General features: G+C 46.5%; 15 protein-coding genes. 8 read left to right on the top strand and 7 right to left on the bottom strand.

What is annotated here, in order from left to right; translation table 11 throughout:
• Positions 1–111 precede the first annotated feature (111 nt).
• The 6 genes from ABWW54_RS13985 to ABWW54_RS13960 form a co-directional block, all read right to left on the bottom strand.
• On the bottom strand, positions 112–1,347 hold the full coding sequence (locus tag ABWW54_RS13985; protein ID WP_353413006.1) for an ammonium transporter AmtB: 1,236 nt from the start codon (positions 1,345–1,347) through the stop codon (positions 112–114).
• A gap of 40 nt (positions 1,348–1,387) precedes the next feature.
• Positions 1,388–1,726, bottom strand: coding sequence for a P-II family nitrogen regulator (gene glnK / locus ABWW54_RS13980; RefSeq protein ID WP_353413005.1), 339 nt, complete (start codon positions 1,724–1,726; stop codon positions 1,388–1,390).
• 127 nt (positions 1,727–1,853) lie between these two features.
• A complete protein-coding gene (locus ABWW54_RS13975; protein ID WP_353413003.1) occupies positions 1,854–2,528 on the bottom strand; it encodes a TorF family putative porin in 675 nt (224 codons plus the stop codon).
• Between the two features lie 435 nt (positions 2,529–2,963).
• Positions 2,964–3,215, bottom strand: coding sequence for an accessory factor UbiK family protein (locus ABWW54_RS13970; protein WP_353413001.1), 252 nt, complete (start codon positions 3,213–3,215; stop codon positions 2,964–2,966).
• A 35-nt stretch (positions 3,216–3,250) separates the two neighbouring features.
• Positions 3,251–4,270 (bottom strand): adenosine deaminase, encoded by a 1,020-nt coding sequence (locus tag ABWW54_RS13965; protein ID WP_353413000.1) that lies wholly within the window; start codon positions 4,268–4,270, stop codon positions 3,251–3,253.
• A 135-nt stretch (positions 4,271–4,405) separates the two neighbouring features.
• Positions 4,406–5,773: a multiheme c-type cytochrome gene (locus ABWW54_RS13960; RefSeq protein WP_353412998.1), complete on the bottom strand. Its 1,368-nt coding sequence runs from the start codon at positions 5,771–5,773 to the stop codon at positions 4,406–4,408.
• Positions 5,774–6,190: 417 nt separating this feature from the next.
• Here ABWW54_RS13960 and ABWW54_RS13955 point away from each other — a divergent pair, with 417 nt between their 5' ends.
• The 8 genes from ABWW54_RS13955 (at position 6,191) to ABWW54_RS13920 (ending at position 21,086) form a co-directional block, all read left to right on the top strand.
• Positions 6,191–8,584, top strand: coding sequence for an NAD(P)-binding domain-containing protein (locus ABWW54_RS13955; protein WP_353412996.1), 2,394 nt, complete (start codon positions 6,191–6,193; stop codon positions 8,582–8,584).
• A gap of 22 nt (positions 8,585–8,606) precedes the next feature.
• Positions 8,607–9,479 (top strand): hypothetical protein, encoded by an 873-nt coding sequence (locus tag ABWW54_RS13950; protein ID WP_353412994.1) that lies wholly within the window; start codon positions 8,607–8,609, stop codon positions 9,477–9,479.
• A 6-nt stretch (positions 9,480–9,485) separates the two neighbouring features.
• Positions 9,486–10,961 (top strand): cytochrome c3 family protein, encoded by a 1,476-nt coding sequence (locus ABWW54_RS13945; protein ID WP_353412993.1) that lies wholly within the window; start codon positions 9,486–9,488, stop codon positions 10,959–10,961.
• A gap of 85 nt (positions 10,962–11,046) precedes the next feature.
• The gene (locus ABWW54_RS13940) at positions 11,047–12,786 is read left to right on the top strand and encodes a GlcG/HbpS family heme-binding protein (RefSeq protein ID WP_353412991.1); all 1,740 of its coding nucleotides are present in this window, start codon (positions 11,047–11,049) and stop codon (positions 12,784–12,786) included.
• Between the two features lie 15 nt (positions 12,787–12,801).
• The gene (locus ABWW54_RS13935; protein ID WP_353412989.1) at positions 12,802–15,180 is read left to right on the top strand and encodes a hypothetical protein; all 2,379 of its coding nucleotides are present in this window, start codon (positions 12,802–12,804) and stop codon (positions 15,178–15,180) included.
• A gap of 118 nt (positions 15,181–15,298) precedes the next feature.
• Complete coding sequence (locus ABWW54_RS13930; protein WP_502907820.1) at positions 15,299–19,147, top strand: LVIVD repeat-containing protein; 3,849 nt, start codon at positions 15,299–15,301, stop codon at positions 19,145–19,147.
• Positions 19,137–20,453, top strand: a complete 1,317-nt coding sequence (locus tag ABWW54_RS13925; RefSeq protein WP_353412985.1) for a multiheme c-type cytochrome — start codon at positions 19,137–19,139, stop codon at positions 20,451–20,453. Before ABWW54_RS13930 ends, ABWW54_RS13925 begins: the two co-directional genes overlap by 11 nt.
• Before the next feature lie 69 nt (positions 20,454–20,522).
• Positions 20,523–21,086: a hypothetical protein gene (locus ABWW54_RS13920; protein ID WP_353412984.1), complete on the top strand. Its 564-nt coding sequence runs from the start codon at positions 20,523–20,525 to the stop codon at positions 21,084–21,086.
• Positions 21,087–21,157: 71 nt separating this feature from the next.
• On the opposite strand, the gene ABWW54_RS13915 is transcribed toward ABWW54_RS13920, so the two are convergent.
• Positions 21,158–21,652 carry a GNAT family N-acetyltransferase gene (locus ABWW54_RS13915; RefSeq protein ID WP_353412982.1) on the bottom strand — a complete coding sequence of 165 codons (495 nt, stop codon included), beginning with the start codon at positions 21,650–21,652 and terminating at the stop codon, positions 21,158–21,160.
• Positions 21,653–21,656: the final 4 nt, after the last annotated feature.

Raw genomic sequence — 21,656 nt, 5'->3', positions numbered from 1 at the left:
TATTGCTAGTCGCCTTTTCAACCACTTCACGAGACTGTCAGTGACACCTTCGTGAGCGTTTAACTCTATAGTCTTTTAAATAACAATTATTTAACAGCTAAGTAAGAGTTATTAGTTAGTAAACTCTGGGTAAGCTTCCATGCCACATTCTGACATATCAACACCTTCGAACTCTTCTTCTTCAGAGACACGCAGTCCCATGATCGTTTTCAGCGCGATCCATACAATTGAGCTGGTTACGAAAACCCAACCAAAGATCGTTAGTGCACCGATTATTTGACCCAAGAAAGATGAATCGCTGTTGGTGACAGGCACAAGTAGAAGACCAATAATACCGACAACACCGTGTACAGAGATTGCGCCAACTGGATCATCTATCTTCAGTTTATCAAGCATCAAAATTGAACCTACAACCGCTGCACCACCAATCGCACCGAACAACGTTGCGATCGCCGGAGTTGGCGTAGAGGGCTCAGCCGTGATAGCAACAAGGCCAGCCAACGCGCCGTTTAACGCCATCGTTAGATCCGCTTTACCAAACAATACTCGAGCTACAAGAAGTGCAGAAATCAATCCGCCTGCTGCTGCTGCGTTGGTGTTCATGAACACAACCGCTACTGAGTTAGCGCTTTCAACCGAAGCTGTTGCTAATACGGATCCACCGTTGAAACCAAACCAGCCCATCCAAAGGATGAATGTGCCTAATGTGGCTAGAGGAAGGTTTGCACCAGGTATTGCACGTGGGCTGCCATCAGCCGCGTATTTACCAGCACGTGGGCCTAGGAATATCACACCAGAAAGCGCAGCAGCTGCACCAGCCATATGAACAATGCCAGAACCGGCGAAGTCAGACCAACCATAATCAGCAAGAGTATAGAGCCCGAACACTGACTCGCCACCCCAAGTCCATCGGCCTTCCATTGGGTAGATAACAGCCGTCATCGCTACCGCAAATGCTAGGAAAGCCCACAATTTCATTCGTTCAGCAACCGCACCAGAAACAATTGACATGGCTGTGGCAACAAACACCACCTGGAAAAAGAAATCGGCAGACGGTGCATAGGTAGCTGGTTCAGCGGCTCCTGCTACGCCATCACCCGTGATACCACTCAATAAAGAGCTTCCCAGCTCAGGGTACATAATGCTGTAACCGCAAACCATATACATGGTGCATGCGATTGCATAAAGCGCCACATTTTTAGTTAATATTTCGGTCGTGTTCTTAGAACGAACTAGGCCTGCTTCTAACATGGCAAAGCCAGCCGCCATCCACATTACTAGTGCGCCGCAAATAAGGAAATAGAACGTGTCGAGGGCGTACGACAATTGAAAAACTTGATTTTCCATGATGTTGTCTCTCTGTTTTAATTTGAATCTGGGTTAAAAACTAAATCGCTTCTTCGCCGGTTTCACCGGTTCGGATACGAATAACTTGATCGAGCTCGACAACAAATATTTTGCCGTCCCCTACTTTGCCGTTATTCGCGGCTTCTGAAATAGCCTCAATCGTCTGATCAAGTAGATCGTTAGCTACGGCCACTTCAATCTTGATCTTTGGCATAAAGTCGACGTTGTATTCAGCACCGCGATACAGTTCTGTATGGCCTTTTTGACGCCCAAAACCTTTAACTTCGGTTACAGTCATACCTTGAATTCCAATGCCAGCTAATGCATCGCGAACGTCATCGATCTTGAATGGTTTAATAATCGCTGTGATTAATTTCATTATTTACCTCGGTTGGTGTTTTGCTTTTGGGTCGGCAAGACTCTCCCCTGACCACATTTTGGGCCAAAGCAATCTGTAAAAAATGTGAGTACAGAGGCGTAAGAATTACGCCTCTGACAAAGTTAACTTAGAATGATTTGCTGACTGAAAATACCGCTCGGTTATCAGCAATATCTACGTCATCTACATCAGTTCCGTAGAAAGTAAGAGCAAGATCTAAACCACCGGCAGAGGTGCTAACACCTGCTGAGTAATCTATGTAGTCATCGCCATCGACCGCAATGCCTTCGTCGTCAGTCTTTGTGTAACCTACGTGTAGATCTAAGCTCCAGTTCTCTGCAAGAGAAAATGAGTAATCGCCGTTTAACACGATGGCGCTTGAATCAGAACCAAAATAGTCAGGTGAATAAACGAGACCTAAAGACGCATCGCCAAAACCCAAGCTTGCAACAAACTCCGAATAGTTAAGACCGTCGGTCTCGCCTGCGTAGTTGAAATAGATGTACGAAAGATCAAGACTTACGCCTTCAGCAAGATCAAATGCGTAACCACCGTATAAATCTAATTCGGTTGACGTGTCTGATCCGAAATCAACATTCGATGCCCATGTTCCAATGTAGAATCCGTTGTCAAAACCATAATCAAAACCACCTTGAATGGCGAGTTCTTCATTGGTTTGCGAGAAACCACGAAACACGTAGTCAGTAGCCAAAGAAACATTTGCTTCAATATCCCCAGCTTGAGCTGATGACGCACCCGCCAAAACTGCCAACGCAACCCCATTTAATACAAATTGCTTCATTTTCATTTTCAATTACCTCTCGTAATTTCTGAATACTCACTTGATGCGTGAGCTCTTTCTAATTGTTAATAGCAAACGGTACTATCAATCCGTCCCCAAACTAAAAGCACAAAGCGTGCCAACTTTTACGCACTGTTTTTAAGCAGTATTGTCGGTTTTATCAGTCATACAGGCACCATGCTAGTGCAAAAGTGGGTATTTAACTAAAATTGGCACCGTTTTCGTGCAATTAGATCAATAGATGCGGCGGTTCAATTGATATGCCAAAAAAAAAGCGGCTCAACTTTGAGCAGCTTCTTCTAACGTGGCCGCAAATCAAATCAATGATTGATCTACGGATTTACATTCTCTTACCGAGTTAGCTTGGCGACAGATCTGCTCGTTAAACTTCGTTTTATCGATTTCGTCCTAATTGCAGCCCTGAAGACCCATCATTCAACTGAGTTTTTCTTCCAACTTAGCAATGATTTTTTCCATTTCATCCACTTTTGCCCGGGTTTTCGATAGAACGGCTTGCTGTACTTCAAGCTCTTCTCGCGTCACAACATCCAAATCCTTGATCACATCTTGAATCGCGGCTTTTACATTGGTTCGCATGTCTTCAGAAATAGAGTCCGGCACGGCCGCTTTCGCAGTCTCCATGACTCTCTGTAACAGATCCGCTGCCATCATCGCTTTATCATTCATCGTGTCTCTCCCGAATTTAAGTGGGCATTAAAAGGTTAGGTGTGTTTCCGACTTGCGTAAGAATCAATCTCTGAATGAAATTGCTTCACCTTCTCAGAGGGCAAGAAGGATCCTGTAAAACTGTTCTTTGCGCATTGCACCAGATCACCTTCAGTCAATTCGAGCGCGGTAGCCAATCTTGTATAGTTATCATTAATATATCCGCCAAAGTAGGAAGGGTCGTCGGAATTTATCGTTGCAAGCAACCCGGCATCAAGCATGCTCTTCATTGGGTGGTCTTGCAGTCTGCTTACAACTCGAAGTTTTAAGTTAGACAATGGACACACAGTCAGCGCAATTTGCTCTTCAGCCAGTCGTTTCACTAACACCTCGGACTCCAAGCTACGATTACCGTGATCAATACGATCAACCTTGAGTATATCGATGGCTTCGTAGACATACTCCGCTGGCCCTTCTTCTCCAGCGTGTGCCACTTTTTTTAAACCAAGTTCGGTTGCCCTAGAAAAAACATTAGCAAACTTTGATGGGGGGTGACCTAGCTCAGACGAATCCAGTCCAACACCGTCAATCATATGAAGAAAGGGCTCAGCGCTTGCTAGCGCGTTGAAGGCGTCTTCTTCACTGAGATGCCTTAGAAAGCACATGATCAATTTGGAACTGATTCCCAACTCATGCCCCACGAACTTTAGGGCGCGGGTCACACCATTGATTACCGTCTCAAACTCAACACCTCTAGAGGTATGGGCCTGCGGATCAAAGAATATTTCAACATGGCGCACAGCGTCACCGGCGACCCTTCGCAGGTAGGCTTCGGTCAGTTCGTAAAAGTCTTGTTCAGTCAACAAAACGTTCATGCCAGTATAATAGATGTCCAGAAAATCTTGGAGGTCTGAGAATTCATACGCCGCTCTAATGTCGGCTACCGATTCATAGGGCAAGGAAACGCCATTTCTACGAGCAAACTCAAACATTTGCTCGGGCTCCAAACTGCCCTCTATATGCAGATGGAGTTCAGCCTTTGGTAGGCCGCTTACAAAGGCTTCTAGTGTACTCAACTAACTTCTCCAACAACGGTTCTTTGCTTACTTATGCATTGCTCAACACCGAATCAATATTGAGCCATTGGTTACGTTGAATTATAGACCAGCCAATCCACAACACGCCAGCTTAACCGGCACCGCTCTTCCGGCTTAATGATCAAGCAGTGAACGGACTTTTTTAAGCCCCCTCACGAATTCATCAGCCCGATAACGGTTTGCATCGTTTAAACTTTCAAACAGCTCATTAACGCCGACAACCACTTCGCGCTTAGTATCAGTCAGTTCGTTTTCAGCATCCAATACTTTGAGAACTGAGTTAATCGCCATTGCTGACTGTTCTGCGGCAGCGTAGTCTCGATGACTTGAGGCTAATCCAACGTCTATCAGCTCAGACAGAATACTCAATCCCTGCTTATTTTTTATGGGGTTTTCGGTCAAACTGAGTCGAATCTCAGCCAAACGGCCTTTCAACTTAGTGGTGGCCTCCAACAATCTGGCATCACTAGGAAGGCTTAAAAATTCGTTTATATCGGCTAACAAGCTTGAAGCCGATTCGGGCATGACAGCGCTTGCAATTTGATAACTCATCATGAGGTAGGCGTCATTATAGCGAAGCGACCCAGCTGGCAACTTAGTCAGAGGGTTTTGAGTCCACGTTATTTTGCTCATTTCTTGATGGCATCCCAAGCAATCCATATGGACAAGCTCAGGAAACAAACCGGACTTAGGAAAGCTCACTACATTTTCCAAAAAGCGCTCCGCCGCCACCACTTGCCCCATGGCCCAGATCTGCAATTCTGTGATTGCGCCCTTTCGCTCTACGTAATCTTGATCAACCAGATAATGCGCTGGCTGGATACTACTGAACGTATTCAGCTCAAAACTAAGCCTAGGATGCCCTGCCCCCATAATTTCATGGGTTATTTTGCGATTAGAATCATTTCCAACATGACACGATACGCACAGCTGCGCTCGTGCGTGCGGGTCCTCGCTGGGATACAGTCCATTTTTCAAGTTTTGCTGGTGATCACCATTGGTGTGCAAATCCAAATAATCCTCTGCCGCTCCATGACAAACTTCACAACCAACCCCGTCGGAAACACGAAACTGTTCCCCTTGTTGTTCGGGCAACACGCTATCGGCATGACACCCCAAACACAATGCAGATTCTTCCGCGCTCTCTACCCCCAAATTCTTAGCAATTCTCTTAGAGTCATCTGACAACAATGTCAAAAAAGCTCTGGCGTGGGGATCGCTCTCATTCCACACCCTAAACTCGTTTCTAAGAATGTTCGAATCCGCAAACCTGACATTGCTGCCATGACATGTACTGGCAGAACAACTTGCTACTCCAAGATGCTTGGCTCCGGTTTGCGCGAAACCCTGTTGGCTATCGAACGTAATAAAAAGTGCGACTAAAAAAAGCAGTGATCCATGTGACAACGTAAAACCCGCATTTACCTTGAGGCTCTGCTTCAATTTCGATAATTTTCGGAACAACAAACAGCTCTGTTTCATTTTGATAAAAACCCGTCTTTCAAACTATTCCTTAGTAAAAACATGTATCGGTTAGTTCTGTACTTTCAGTTCTGTACTATATGCTAAAAACGATAACGATAGACCAAAAACAACAAGCGCTTATCGTCGCGACCAATTTCAAATTCTGAACCCCGCGGACAACTAAGTCAAACAAGAGGCTAAAGTAAAGTTTGAACTAGTCTGTTTGGATTATTAACTTTAATTTAACAAAAGTTTGCATTAGTATGGTCTCAAGGTCAAAAATATGTGAGTGGGTCGTTTTTTATCTGTCTCGAATCAGGGCAAAGATTTTTAGTGAAAAGGCAAAAAATCACACGGTTCAAGAAGGGTATTGATTAGGGTAGCGATCCGTCATGGAATAAAAAAAGAAACTGAATTGCTTAATGGAGCGATTAGATGGAGAAGTTTGAAATAGCTGTTGTAGGCTCAGGTCCAGGCGGAATGAGTGCGGCAGCTCATGCGGCAGAATTAGGTGTCTCTCATATTTTGCTAGAGGCGTCGCCCAAACATTCGAACACAATTCAAAAGTACCAGAAAGGCAAACACGTAATGGATACTCCTAACAGGCTGCCATTGCGTAGCCCGCTGGAATTCAAAGCGGGTACCAGAGAGTACATTTTAGATAAGTGGGTAGATGGACTTACAGAAACCAACACAAACATCCGCTATCGAGCAGAAGTTAAATCCATAGAAGGTAAAAAAGGAGACTTCTTAGTTACGTTAGTTAATGGTGATCAACTCAAAGCAGAACACATCATTCTAGGTATTGGGGTTCAAGGGAATCCGAGAAAGCTCCCCTGCCCTGGCGCTGATTTTGAACACGTACAATATCAACTCGATGACCCAGATGAATATCAGGGAGAACGCATCGCGATCGTTGGCGCGGGTGATGCTGCCATTGAGAACGCGGTCGGACTGGCGGCCAACAACACCGTACACATTATCAATCGAAGGGACGAGTTTGCTCGTGCTAAACAAGGTAATCTTGATTTGATAATGTCGCACATCAGCGATGGTCTTATCGAGTGTCACTACGAATCTAACCCCGCACGCATCGAAGAAAACCCCGATGACGAAAGCCGCTATATTTTTAACCTGAGCACGCCAACTGGCGAAAAGCCGGTTCCGATTGACCGCGTCATCGCGCGCTTGGGTGCAATTCCGCAACGGGGTTTGGTTGAATCCTTTGGCATCGAGTTTCCGAATGACAGTCCGTCGGCTTTACCTGAATTAAGTAACCAGTACGAATCGAATGTTCCCGGGATGTACATCATTGGCGCTCTTGGCGGCTATCCCCTGATCAAGCAAGCGATGAACCAAGGATATGAGGTCGTGGAATATATCAGAGGGAACGACATCGAGCCCGCTGATCACCCCTTGCTAGTTGAAGCATTTGAAGGGTTACCTTACGACAACACCGTTGCTGAAATTTTAGTCTATCTACAGAATGTTTCGCCACTTTACGAAGATATTAACCCACTGGCATTTCGAGAATTTATTCTCGACAGCAGTGTACGCCTCGTGCCGGAGGGTGAGACTCTTTGCGTTCAAGGAGAGTTTACCGACACGTTCTTTGTGGTTGCAGACGGTAACGCCTACGTGAAGCTCCCGGGTGTGGGCGAGTTTCATTTCAATAAGGGAGGCTTCTTCGGCGAACAAAGCTTAATTTCAGGTCGGCGGCGTACCGCCACCGTGTATGCCGGGAAAAACTGTGTGGTAATTGAAACGCCACGTAGAACGATGGTTAAGTTACAAAACTCAGTAGATTCGGTTAAAAGGACACTTGACGGCGCATTCATGCTGCGAGCCATCCATTCTAAATTTACGCCCAATACAGCGCACGCTGAGCTTTCCGAAGTAATAGATAATTCTGAACTCAGACTTTATGACGCAGGCGAAGACATCTATCGTCAAGGCGATGAGGGCGACGAAGTCCATTTAATACGCTTGGGATCAGTCACTACAATAAAAGAAAGCAATAGCCGAGAGATTATTACCTCTTATATGCCTGTTGGACATTACTTTGGTGAAACCGGAGCGCTGGGTGAAGGTAAACGAACGGATACCGCGCGTGCGAATGTGCGAACCGAAACTATCTGTTTGAGCAAGGAGTCGTTTTTAACGCTTCTTGAGAAAGAACAAACAATGCAAAGCGAAGTCCAAGAGCATATGCGCGACCGCTTAACAGTAGAAGCTCGGATGGAGGCTCAACCTAAAGGTGGTGAGCTAATGTCCTTTTTAATGAGTGAAGGCTTAGGCGAAGGAACGGATGTTCTATTAATTGATGAAGCCCTGTGTGTAGGGTGCGACAACTGCGAAAAGGCGTGCGCCGAGTCTCATGACGGGAACTCAAGATTAAATCGTGAGGCTGGCGAATCCTTTGCTGACCTTCATGTGCCAATCGCCTGCAGGCACTGCGAACATCCTCATTGCATGAAAGACTGCCCTCCTGATGCGATTCATCGTGCGTCAGATGGCGAAGTGTATATCGATCAAGAAGCGTGCATTGGATGTGGCAATTGTGTCAGAAACTGTCCTTATGGCGTTATTTCATTGCAGAAGAATCCCGCGCCAAAGCCAAACTTGCTTAATTGGCTGTTGACGGGCAAGGGCCCAGGGCCTGGTGGAAAAGAGTACAGCGGCGACAGCGATGTTAAGAAAGCCGTCAAGTGTGATGCGTGTAAAGATCTTAAAGGAGGCCCAGCGTGCGTGCGCGCGTGCCCAACCGGAGCCGCAAAACGTTTCAATCCGAAAGAGTTCGTTGAGTTAGTGAGTCAGCGATTTGGTTAACGACAACAAATAGAAAATAATCGTGTATCAATCAATCACAAACTACAAAGGCGGCCGCTATTTTTGGGTCGCAACGATATTAAGCTTGGCTTCTGCTTTGGCTTATTACATGCATCAACCGATTAACTCAGCAAACGGGGGCACATGGCTGGGTTATACCTTAGGTACAATCGGCGCACTCTTGATTGTTTGGCTAATGTTGTTGGGAGTCCGCAAACGCAGCTACTCATCAAACATGGGTACTGTACAAGGCTGGACCTCGGCCCACGTGTACTTGGGCACCGCGTTACTGTTAATCGCGACGTTACACTGCGGTCTTCAGTTTGGCAGCAATATTCACACCTTGGCTTACGTCTTGATGGTGATTGTTATCCTGAGTGGCTTCTTTGGGATTTACACTTATATTCGCTACCCTAATCTAATGACAAGCAATCGGTCAGGCGAAACTCTGGACGGGCTTCTAGAGCAGATCCAGAAAATAGACGACCGCTGTATAAAAGACGCTAAGGGCGCAAATTTAAGTGAGCTCATTGAAAGCGCTGTCTTAGGGTGCAGCATCGGTGGTAGCTGGTGGCAACAACTACGTTCGTCTGACACCTCTACCATGCAGCTGCCCGGCGGGCCCAAAGGGAAGAGCGTCGAAAACAAGAATCAAGAACGAATTATTACCGTACTTGCCGAACGGCTTTCACAGACTCAAAATAGCACCGAGTCGGGATTGATCCAGAGCCTTTTGGCTAACTTTGCGGCCAAGCAAACCTTGTTGTCCCGCATTCGAAGAGATGTCCAAATAAGAGGCTTATTGAAAGTGTGGTTATACTTTCATGTGCCGCTTTCGTTTGGCCTTCTAGCCGCACTCAGCGTGCACATAATTGTTGTTTTCTACTACTGGTAGCACGTCATGGCTGATCCAAATAAACCAAGTTCAGAATATAAAGTTTCTCTAGAGCAAACCAGCTTGAGCAAACGCTGGCCTTCTTGGCTGCTGTTTGTGGGCATACTCGCTCTGTTTTTGATCATCCCGTTGATGAGCCTCACGAGTAAAGATCTGGCGACGACATTGAGAAACTCGCCACTGCCCTCTGACAACTCATGGATTTCTGGTGATTTATCTCCTCCACATCAAATACCAGACCTCAATAAAAACTGTGATGCGTGCCATGTTAATGGCTTTGAGGTCGTGCAAGACAACACGTGTCTAAGCTGCCATGCCGCCACAAATCATCATTTTGATATCAATAAACACGATGTCGAAAAGTTGGAAGGCTCACGCTGTGCCAGCTGTCACTTAGAACATGAAAAGCCACTGCAAATTGTCAGGCAGGACGATCAGTTATGCATAAATTGTCACAGCGACATGGCCGAAACTGGCGTAGCGAATACGGATCTGATTGATGTCGATAGTTTCGGCAAAGAACAACGATCGAACCGTAAAAGCCCACACCCTTCTTTCAAAGTTTCCATGTTGGAACCTGAGGGAACTCTAGACCAAACTGCTTGGAAGATAAAACGAGTAGAGCTTGCAAGCAACCCCGTGGAAAAATCAAATCTAGTCTTTCCGCACGACAAACATTTGGTTCCTGAAGGCATCGATGCCCCTGAAGGCCAGAGAGTGTTGCAATGCAATAGTTGTCATTTGAATGATGACGCAGGCAAACTAATGCAACCAATTAATATGGTAAATCATTGCAGTGATTGCCATACCATGGTGTTCGACGAGCAAGCGCCAGATCGAGTCGTGCCGCATGGCGATCCAGACACGGTGATTCTCACCCTGGAAGAATACTATTCGCGCCAATATTTGCTGGCCGAATTAGGCCGAGAGCCGACCCCACAAGAAGTTAAGGAGTTTATGCTTCGTCGCCCCGGAAAAACCGTGGATAGGCGTGTAGAACAAACCCAAAACTTAGCCAGTCCTTGGGGAAAGGCGATGAGCATTGCTGAAGAGATATTCGAGCGAACCACCTGCAAAACGTGCCATGAAATCAGCATTGACGACAGTGGGAAGCACCTTTCAAAATGGCGCGTCAACCCAATACGTTTGACCACGAACTGGATGCCTAAATCTGATTTTGATCATTTTAGTCACAAAACGTTCAACTGCGCTAGCTGTCATAGTGCAACCTCGTCTGATTCAGCAAGTGACGTTCTCATGCCGGACCTACCCAACTGTGAAAGTTGTCATACCGGATCACGAACACACGAAAGTAAACTGCCCACAACCTGCATTGGTTGCCACGACTTTCATTTACCCGAACAGAAACCTTGGGGCGGCCCAACAGAGTCAGCCATGAATAAAATTAACCGTGCGCACGATGCACACCAGAGCACGACGCTAGCGAATTCTCAAACAATTTCGGCGCCGTCTTCTCCGTAGAAAAATAGAAGTGAATCAACAAAAACAAAAAACAAAGTCCTACTGAACAGTAAGATGTATCTAATAAATTTTGTGGAAACATAGTATGAGATCACCCCTATATAAACTTAGCTTAGTGCGTTTCACAACGCTGTCGACATTGATATTAAGCTCTCTGTCTACCAGCTTCGCGCAAGAAGTTTTAACCGAAAATGACGTCCGTCAGATTCTTGGAAGAGCGGTGGCTGAAGCACAAGCTAGAAACAGCCCTGCCACGATTGCTGTTGTCGATCGATCAGGCAATGCACTCGGTCTCTATCAAATGAGTGGCACTCAGCAACAAGTAACGGTTACCTCAGGTAAAGCAACGGTCCAAGGAATGGGGCTCGACGGAGCGACCGTTCCAGCGACGTTCGCGGCGCTTTCTAAAGCCGTTACCGGTAACTATCTTTCAAGTGGCGGAAATTCATTTAGCACACGAGTTGCCAGCCAAATTGTTCAAGAACACTTCAACCCTGGAGAGTTCAATCAACCTGCTGGCCCTCTGTTCGGCGTGCAATTCAGTCAATTGGGTTGTTCGGATTTAATCTCTAAAACCAAGCGTCAAGGGCCCAAATTGTCTCCTTTAGGTTTGTCCGCGGATCCCGGAGGTTTTCCTCTTTATAAAAATGGACAAGTCGTCGGAGGCATCGGTGTTATTGCTGATGGTCTTTACTCTGTTGATACATCTATTTCCGATATTGACAGCGATGTAGATGAATTAATTGCACTGTCCGGAACGCGCGGTTTTGATGCACCTATCGCCCTCAGACAAGTTAGCCTCGACGGTAAAATAGTTCGTTTTTCAGACGCTAAGATCTCGGACCTTAGATCAAACGCGGTCGCGCCTTTAAGTGGCGGTTCATTGATCGGAGGCATTGGCCGCGGCGTTCCCTTTGGCACGCCCCAATCCGGATTTGTGGCCACCGATGAGTTTGGCGTTCCAGCGGTAGTATTAGGCCAACGATTTACACCGCGAGCGGGAACAGATCAAGGAGCGCTAACAGCGAATGAAGTAAGGGTGTTAATTTCTAATGCCTTACGCATTGCTTACAGATCACGAGCTCAAATACGAAACCCCGCTGATTCCGGCGCTCGTGTAACGGTATCGATCGTTGATAGCAATGGTGTCATCCTTGGAATTGCAAGAACAACGGATGCACCGATTTTCGGCACCGACGTTTCATTGCAAAAAGCGCGTACAGCGGCTTTTTTCTCTCGACCAGACGCCGGACAGATTCTAATAAACAGCGGCTTGCATCATTACGTCAATACCGCGAGAGCATTTATTGGCCCCACGGCATTAGCAGACGGCATAGCCTTTTCTGATCGCGCCGGCGGAAACTTGGCTAGGCCTTTCTACCCAGATGGAATTGACACTAATCCCAATGGCCCATTCAGCAAGCCTATCGCAAATTGGAGCCCATTTAATGTCGGCTTACAACTCGACTTGGTGTTCAATGCCATCGTTGGCTTACTAAGTAATGCGCCCCCATCTAATAATTGTACGGGTATTCCAAATCTACCCAATGGTATCCAAATTTTTCCAGGCAGTGTTCCAATCTACCGAGGTAGACAGTTAATTGGTGGCATAGGCGTATCAGGGGACGGCGTTGATCAAGATGACATGATTTCGTTCTTAGGCCTGCACAATGCGGGACTTGAACTCGGCGGTGCCATCAATAACGCGGACCCGGCAATACGAGCGGATACGTTGTCACCACAAGGCATTCGGCTGCGATATATAAATTGCCCACAAGCTCCCTTTATTGATTCAACAGAAGCATTTCCTTGTAACGGCAAATAACGCATCAATCCAATAATGTTAAACGTCATAAAAACAAAAAAACGGTTTGATCACCAACGCATAAAACCTATGTTGGTTTCTGCGATTGCCCTTGCTTGTCACGCGTCATTCGCACAATCAAATGAACCTACCGTCTCTGAACATAGCCATAATTCAGCGTTAGGTCAGAGCTATTCTTGGCTTGCCCAGCAGCCCAATGAGCGCTACACAATGCAAATTGGAACTGTTTATGGTCTAACACGGTGTCAGCGACTGACTGATGGTTTTACAAACACAACTGGGCTAAAAGCTTTTTGTTATGAATCCAGCTCCGTAGCGAATCGTTATTTCGCAATTTCGGGCTCCTATTCGACAATGGCTGACGTTAATAATGATGCGTCGCAACGATCAATTACCGACTATTGGGTTAATTCTCTGGACAGGATCAAAGACAGTCGATGTGACTTACAAGGAATCCCTCCTGAGCTAGCTAAGTCATGTGATCTCGAAAGTTCTGCAGATCGATTGGCGACGTCTAGGAACGCAAAACCCATTATTGGGCAACCTGTGTCCGTTTCTTCGCAGTCTAACCCTAAAGACAATCAGTTCCTGCCAGCTCTCGTTGTGCCAGACGCATCGCCCGCAAGCGAAGAAGACAAAGCTCCTAGCAGTGAATCTGTCACCGATTTAAGCAAAGCTGAGTTGTTTGAGGCTCAGGAATGCTCTCAAGCAAATGATACTCCCGTTCGCCAACGTCGACGCCCCGGATACCCAGTGTTGACGTACGAAGCTGAAGATTGCAGACCTAATAGACTCGACGCCCCGCGTCCAATTTTATTGGCAGACCCTGCACCAGTGCCCGATCGTTGGCGTATCGTGGATAGCCTAGGCTACGAAGAGCGTTGGTGGGATCCCTATAACGGAAACAATACACTTAAAGGTGACAAACCAATTTTCGGCAAACCAGGGAAAGACTGGTTCTTCAACCTATCTGCCATTTCCGATACCGTTTATGAACCAAGGAAATTTCCCGTTCCAGTCGGTGCGGCAACCACATCAAACGCGTCACAGTTAGACTTACTCGGTAAAGGCGAACAATACCTGATCAACGAAAATCTCATTGTCGAAACTGTCCTATACCGTGGAGATACGGTATTTAGGCCACCAGATCATGAGTTTCGCCTGATCACTGTCTTTAATATCAATCACACCGTGGTTGATGAACTAGGTCTTTTAAAAGCAGATCCCGCGGAGGGAACAACGCGAACGGAAGGCTTCATCGGCATTCAAGGAGCGTTTTGGGACTATCACATCAGAAATGTATCTGATCGATATGACTTTGACAGTTTCAGAATTGGAATTCAGCCGTTTTCCAGTGACTTTAGAGGTTTTCTTTTCCAAGACAACCAGTTCGGCGTGCGCTTGTTTGGAACTCGTAATAACAATATCTTCCAATATAATCTCGCCTGGTTTCGGCGGATGGAAAAAGAAATAAACAGCGGGCTGAACGACATTGCTGACTCCCTTCGGGACGACGACATTTTCACCGCGAACCTGTTTTGGCAAGATTTCCCTAGCTTAGGCTTTGTTTCTCAGGCGTCGATCACGCACAACAGAAATCGTGAAGCTGAAGACTTTTTCTTCGATGATAATTCGTTCATAGCCAGGCCCAGTTCACTGGGGTTCGAACGAGGTCGTGACTACGATGTCACCTACCTAGGGTTGAGTGGCGATGGTCATTTCGGGCGCAACAATCTAACTTATTCAGCGTACTATGCTTTTGGAGACCAATCCAATGGCGTGTTCACTAACGAAGAAACCGACATCGATGCGTACTTTTTTGCAGCCGAGTTATCGCGTGATTACGACTGGATAAGAGCAAAAGCGTCTTTCCTTCATACTAGCGGTGACGATAACCCGTTTGACAATAAGGAAACGGGGTTTGATGCCATATTTGAAAACCCGCAATTTGCAGGAGGCGATACAGCATTTTTCATTCGCCAAGGTGTCCCATTAATTGGCGGAGGGCGCGTTGCACTCAATGGTCGTAATTCGATCATTCCGTCATTACGGTCATCAAAAGAGCTTGGGCAATCAAACTTTACAAACCCTGGGTTAACGCTTTTTGGTTTAGGCGCTGATTTTGATATTACACCTCAAACCCGCTTATCACTAAACCTTAACCAAATGTGGTTTGAGGATACGTCCAGTTTAGAACTTGCGAGAAACCAAACTAATATTCGTAAGAACATTGGTCAAGATCTCTCAGCAGCCCTTATTTGGCGCCCTTTGGCAACCCAAAATGTCGTTTTCCGCCTATCTGGAGCTGTTTTGAACCCAGGGTCAGGCTTCGTGGATCTTTACGGAGATAAGACACCCTATTCTGTACTTGCCAATTTGATATTGGCTTACTAAAGAAAAATCTAAAATTGTGAAATCAAAAAATATCGAGTTTCAAATGACAAATAGCGTGATACATGAACAAAGCAGAAAGCGACCGGGGTCGCACTCCTTTGCGATTATTCTGGTATCGATGCTTTGCATTGGATGGAGCAATTTAACCTCAGCGGCCGGAGGTGAAGTTCCGGTAGACGTGTCCTACCCTTTTTATCCTCCGGCGCCGAAGTCTCAAACTCAAACCGAAGCAGACTCTAAGTCAATTGGGTGTATGTCGTGCCACACGTCGACGGACAGACATACAATGCATAGCAACCCCGCCGTAATTCTGGGTTGTACGGATTGTCATGGTGGCGACGCAAACGTGACTTGGACGGCCAGCGACACTCAAGATCATCATGTAATCTCGACTGAGGAAAAAGGCAAATCTGATGGGTATGCGAATGAGTCTGGTAAATCAGAGGAAAAAGTAAGCCACCAGCCTGGCCACAACAACAAAGATCATTCTAAAGGCAACAAAGAGTATGACGCTGCGTACAGAGCAGCGATGGACTCAGCTCATGTTACACCGACATTGCCAAAAACATGGCACTACCCTTCCAGCGCTAATCCACCACACTCTTACACGATTCTCAACACGGAAAGCCCAGAATACGTTCGTTTCGTTAACCCTGGCGACTACCGAATTGCTGAAGAATCTTGCGGAGCGTGCCACCTGCCCATCATTCAAGCCGCTAAGCGAAGTCTCATGACCACTGGTGCAATGTTGTGGGGTGGCGCATCGTACAATAACGGAATTCTACCCTACAAAAACTACATATTGGGAGAGGCTTACACACGAGAAGGTGTCGGCGCCGCGATTGAAGGTCCTCCTATGAAGAATCCAGAGCAGCTCGCTAAAGCACATGGCGTTTTACCCTCACTAGCTCCTCTGCCAGCATGGGAAACGGTACGCCCTGGCGATGTATTTAGAGTATTTGAACGTGGCGGACGCAATATCAGTAATTTGTTTCCAGAAACAGGACTGCCCAACGCCTTGGGACAGCTACAAAGATTAGAGGAGCCAGGCAGACCAGATATTCGTCAGTCAAACCGTGGACCCGGAACCGGAGCTCGCATCTCGGTTCCGATTATAAATCTCACGAAAACTCGACTTAACGACCCTATTTCGTGGTTTCTCGGTACCAATGACAATCCGGGTGACTACCGTTCGTCAGGTTGCTCCGGGTGCCATGTGGTCTACGCAAACGACCGAGACCCGAAACATTCTGGCCCATACGCAAAGTTTGGCCACCATGGAGTTACGCAAACCAAAGATCCAACGATTCCTAAAGGAGAGTCAGGGCACCCACTTAAACACGAATTCACACGCGCAATTCCCACATCGCAATGCATGATTTGCCACATGCATCAGCCAAACATGTTCGTTAATACCTATCTTGGGTACACCATGTGGGACTACGAATCTGATGCTCCTCACATGTGGCCTGAAGAGCAACAGTACCCATCGGATTCGAAAATCAGGAAAATCAATGAACGTAACCCCGAAGAAGCCGCTATTCGCGGTAAATGGGGTGATCCCGACTTTCTTTCTAAAGTTTCTGAACTGAATCCAAAACTCAGAGACACTCAATTTGCCGACTATCACGGTCACGGCTGGAATTTTAGAGCGGTCTATAAGCGAGATCGAGACGGCAACCTGCTCGATGCCGAAGGTGGTCAGATACGTGACGATGACCCTGAGAAGTTCGAAAAAGGCGTGCACATGGCTTCCATTCACGCCGACAAGGGCATGCATTGCTCAGATTGTCACTTTTCACAAGACTCACATGGCAATGGACATATCTACGGAGAAGTCGCCAACGCGGTAGAGATAGATTGTGTTGATTGCCATGGAACCGCAAGCAAATACCCAACTTTGACAACGTCTGGTCCGGCTTCGCCAAGTGGTGGCAATAAATTAGCTACCTTAAGAAACCCTGATGGTAAGTTGCGCTTCGAGTGGGTCGATGGAAAACTGATACAACGTTCATTGTTAACTGAAGGCCTAGAATGGGAAGTGTCTTTAGTTAAGGATACGATCAACCCGAGCCACCCACAATACAACCCCAAGGCCTCAAGAGCCAAAACGGTTAGCAGTAATACGGAAGAGCAAACTTGGGGAACAGGCGTTGCTTATCAAGATCGCGCTCATCAAGATGAAGAAATGGAATGTTATTCATGCCATACATCATGGACAACGAGCTGTGCAGGATGCCACCTCCCGATTGAAGCTAACTGGAAAACACCTAAGCACCATTATGAAGGCGGTGAATCACGAAACTTCGCAACGTATAACCCTCAAGTAGCACGCGATCAGATGTTTCAACTGGGGCGACGTGGCGATATAAACGGAGGAAGAATTGCTCCTGTACGATCATCGTCAGGTTTGGTTCTATCATCGACCAACGCAAATCGTGAGAAAATTTACATTCAACAACCCCCCATTGCATCAAGTGGTTTTAGCTCTCAAGCGTTTGCGCCGCATTTTCCGCACACAACGCGATTGACAGAAACCAAAACTTGCACCGATTGCCACCTGTCTGAAGAAAATGACAACAACGCGATCATGGCTCAGCTCCTGTTACAAGGAACTAACTTCGTCAACTTTGTGGGCTACCATGCCTGGGTTGGTGGAGAAAAGAGCATTTCGGCTGTTCAGGTGACGGAGTGGGAAGAACCTCAAGCGGTAATAGGCAGCTACCTGCAAAAGTACGCTTATCCCGACTGGTTTGAAGAACATCAACAACGTAAACAAAAGCTAAAAACAGAGCACAGCCATAAATCTGGAAGAGCCTCCTGTCTACAGTTACGAGGTGAATATCTTTTCGTGGCCGAAGGCAAAAAAGGCTTCAGAGCCTACGATGTCGCCAATATAGCCAATAAAGGTTACAGCCTTAGAATCGTCACGGCGCCGTTCAGTCAAGCAGGTCAAAAAACTAAGGTGAAGACGGATAATGCTACCTGCATGGTCTTACCTACCAATCAGAATATCGCCCCCGAACGAAATCAAGGCGAGTTAATGAGAGAGGTAAACCAGGAACAACCATTCCACCCGATTTACAATTACGCGTTCATAACCGATTCTGAAAGCGGGTTGATACTCGTTGATGTAAATACCCTAGCCGACGGAGAGTTTCGAAATAACAACCTCCATGCAGATGCGGTCTGGAATGAGAACGGCATACTCAATGGGGCTAGACACATAACAATGGGCGGCCATTTTCTTTACGTTGTTGCTGACGCGGGCATGGTCATAATCAATGTGGATGATCCGCTAAAGCCTACGTTAGTTAAAGTCATACCTTTGAATGATGGCAGAGCCAGTGCTCTTCAATTTAGATACCTCTTCGTTACGGACGCCGACGGTCTGAAGGTAATCGATGTGACTCAGGGCCAAGAGCCAGAATTGCTCGAAGAGAATACAATTTCTTTGAGCAATGCACAGCGAATCTACGTTGCTAGAACCTTCGCCTACGTAGCCGCAGGAGAAGAAGGGCTGGCAATCGTGGATGTAAAGCAACCAACTAAGATGAAGCTGGTTCAGAAGTTCACCGCTAACGGTCAAATTAACGACGCTCATGATGTTGTCGTCGGAAGCACCAACGCGAGCTTGTTTGCGTATGTCGCTGACGGTGCCAATGGCCTTAAAGTCATTCAACTCACCTCTCCTGATTCACAACCGAAGTTCTATGGATTTAGCCCTGAACCTAAACCGGAACTCATTGCCTGGAAAAAAACGAAGTCTCCAGCAATTGCGCTGTCCAAAGGCTTAGATCGAGACCGAGGTGTTGATGAAACTGGCGGGCAAATAGCGGTGTTCGGAAGGCTTGGATCAAGGCCATTGAATAAAGCAGAAATGCGGAAAATGTATCAAAACTCCAAGGGTAAAATTTGGACGGTTAGCGATACTCCGAATAATAAGGAACGAGTCGATGCAAAATAGCTTTATACAAAAAGCTCTTATGGCCCTGATGGTTGGGGCACTCTCATTGCAACTTGCGACGGCAAGTGATTCAGAGCAGGTCTTACCTCAATACGATAACAACAAACACATGGGTGTTGCCACCTGTGGTAACGCAATTTGCCATGGCGTTCGAAATTTGAGCGAGCCTAGTAACGTAAGACAAAATGAGTATCACACCTGGCTACTCAATGATCGCCATTCGCAGTCGTATAAGACTCTTATGAATGAGCAATCGAAGCGAATCGCTAAGAATCTAGGTCTCAAGAGCGCGGCAACGGCTGATATATGCTTAGACTGCCATGCAGATAACGTACGCGAAGAAATGCGGGGCGATGAGTTTCATATTACCGATGGCGTAGGGTGTGAAGCTTGCCACGGAGGCTCTGAAAAATGGTTGGCAACGCACACACTGACTCCGTATAGCGCGACACGTAATATCAGCGATGGAATGTATCCATCAGCACCTCTCGCCAATAGAACCGAACTGTGTACCTCATGTCATGTTGGGAATAGTAAAAAGCTTGCCAACCATAATATTATGGGGGCTGGACACCCTAGACTGGGGTTTGAATTAGATACATTCACAGCTCGTCAACCACAACACTATGACGTTGACGCCGATTATTTAGAGCGGAAAAATGCCGATACGCCGATTCGTCGAATGCTGATTGGCGCCGCTTTGCATGCCAGGGCTACCGCCCAAAATCTAACAGGAAGTCTTTTGGATCACCCTCAAGGATTTCCTGAAATAGCGTTGTTTAATTGCCACAGTTGCCATAAACCTTTAGACGACCAAAGGTGGCAGAACCGCCCCACCACGGCTGGACTAAAGCCTGGTTCTATTAGACTGAATGACGGAAGCCTGATCCTATTGGCGGCGGTAAGTGGAGCGATCGACAAAGCTTTTCAAGATAAAATTGTGCGAGCCATCAAGGATTTACACGTCGCATCTAGAAGTTCAATTGCTGAAGTAAAGAGAGCTGCCGATCAAGTAATACAGTTGACCGAACAAGCGGAAACGAAATTCAAACGTCTGACTATTTCGAAAAATAGCAGTCAGCTTATGTTGATAGAGCTTGCGAAATTTGGGGTCAGAGGCGAATACAGAGACTATACCGCTGCAGAGCAAGCATTAATGGCGATGGATGCAATTCACTATCAGTACCCAGGAAATCTTACTCTAGAGTCTATGTTAAATAAGGGGTTTCAACTTACCAAGAGCGACGAGACTTTTGAGCCAAATGATTTTAGAACAATGCTAAGCTCCTTCCTTAAATCTGAGTAAAACAGCAGTGCGTAGCCCGTCTTACGCACCCTCTTTTTAACAATGAATTTCAATCGGAGTAGGCACGTTTTGATAAAGAACATTTGTATTTCCATTTTATCCGCCACTTATCTTTCCATCGGTTCTTTTTCAACCGCCGAATCCATCGCGACCATCGACGAGCAAAGTGCCTTTTTCGCGACATTGCAGTCCTTATGTGGATCTAGATTCGTAGGTGAAATGACCTTCCCTACCGAGGGTCAAGATAGCTTTAAAGACAAGGAATTGGTGGCTGATTTCAAAACCTGTTCGAATGAGGAAATTCGAATACCTTTTTCAGTCGGGGAAGACACTTCTCGCACTTGGATTATTAGAAAAACAGTGGATGGAATAGAATTTAAACACGATCACCGCCATTCAGATGGCACACCCGATGAGGTAACAAACTATGGGGGCAATACGTTGACTGTTGGTGAGGTATTAAAACAGACCTTCCCAGCGGATGCGTTCACCAAACAGCTCATCCCGGCTGCATCTACAAATGTGTGGTCCATGGAATTGTCAAAAGACCTTTCCTCTCTTGTTTACCATTTGGAACGTCATGAAAAGCCTCGTTTCACAGCAGTTTTATACAAGAAAGACCCGGCGCTCTAGCATTACGCGCTCACGTATTTTGAGAGTGTCTAGGTTCAGCGTAAGCGATGAAGATAGGATTTACCCTCGAACTACATGCTATCAGCGGCGGTTGGCTGATCACCACACCGCACCATAGTCAGTGCGTGAGTTTCAACCCCATTGTACGTGGATAGGAATTCTCCACTCACGCTAAAGCCAAAACTTTTATACAGCCGCTGGGCAATAACATTGCTCTTAGCGACACTCAAGCTCACCTCTGACGTGGCGTCGCTTAATGTGTATTCCAAAAGATTAGATGCGAGGCCTTGGTTTCTGTATGCACCTTCAACGTAAAGCCCTCTGATTTCATTCTCAAAACGCGCCAAGAACGCAACGACACGACTCTCCATATCGCCATCTAAATTTGGAGAGAAAGCTTCATGCACGATGATCGCTGATTCATAAAGCTTCGTGAATCTAACAAAATCCTCTCGCAAACGTAATAAGACGAAATTCCTTGAATCAAAACGAAGTTCGTCCAGCTTTGTGGCATTGTAGATCCGTTCAATGGAATCCCAATCAGAGTCTTTTGCGCTTCGAATCAAATTC

Source organism: Arenicella sp. 4NH20-0111 (assembly GCF_040366405.1).
In the GTDB taxonomy this organism is placed as follows: domain Bacteria; phylum Pseudomonadota; class Gammaproteobacteria; order Arenicellales; family Arenicellaceae; genus Arenicella.
This window is presented reverse-complemented; position numbering and strand designations above follow the sequence as displayed.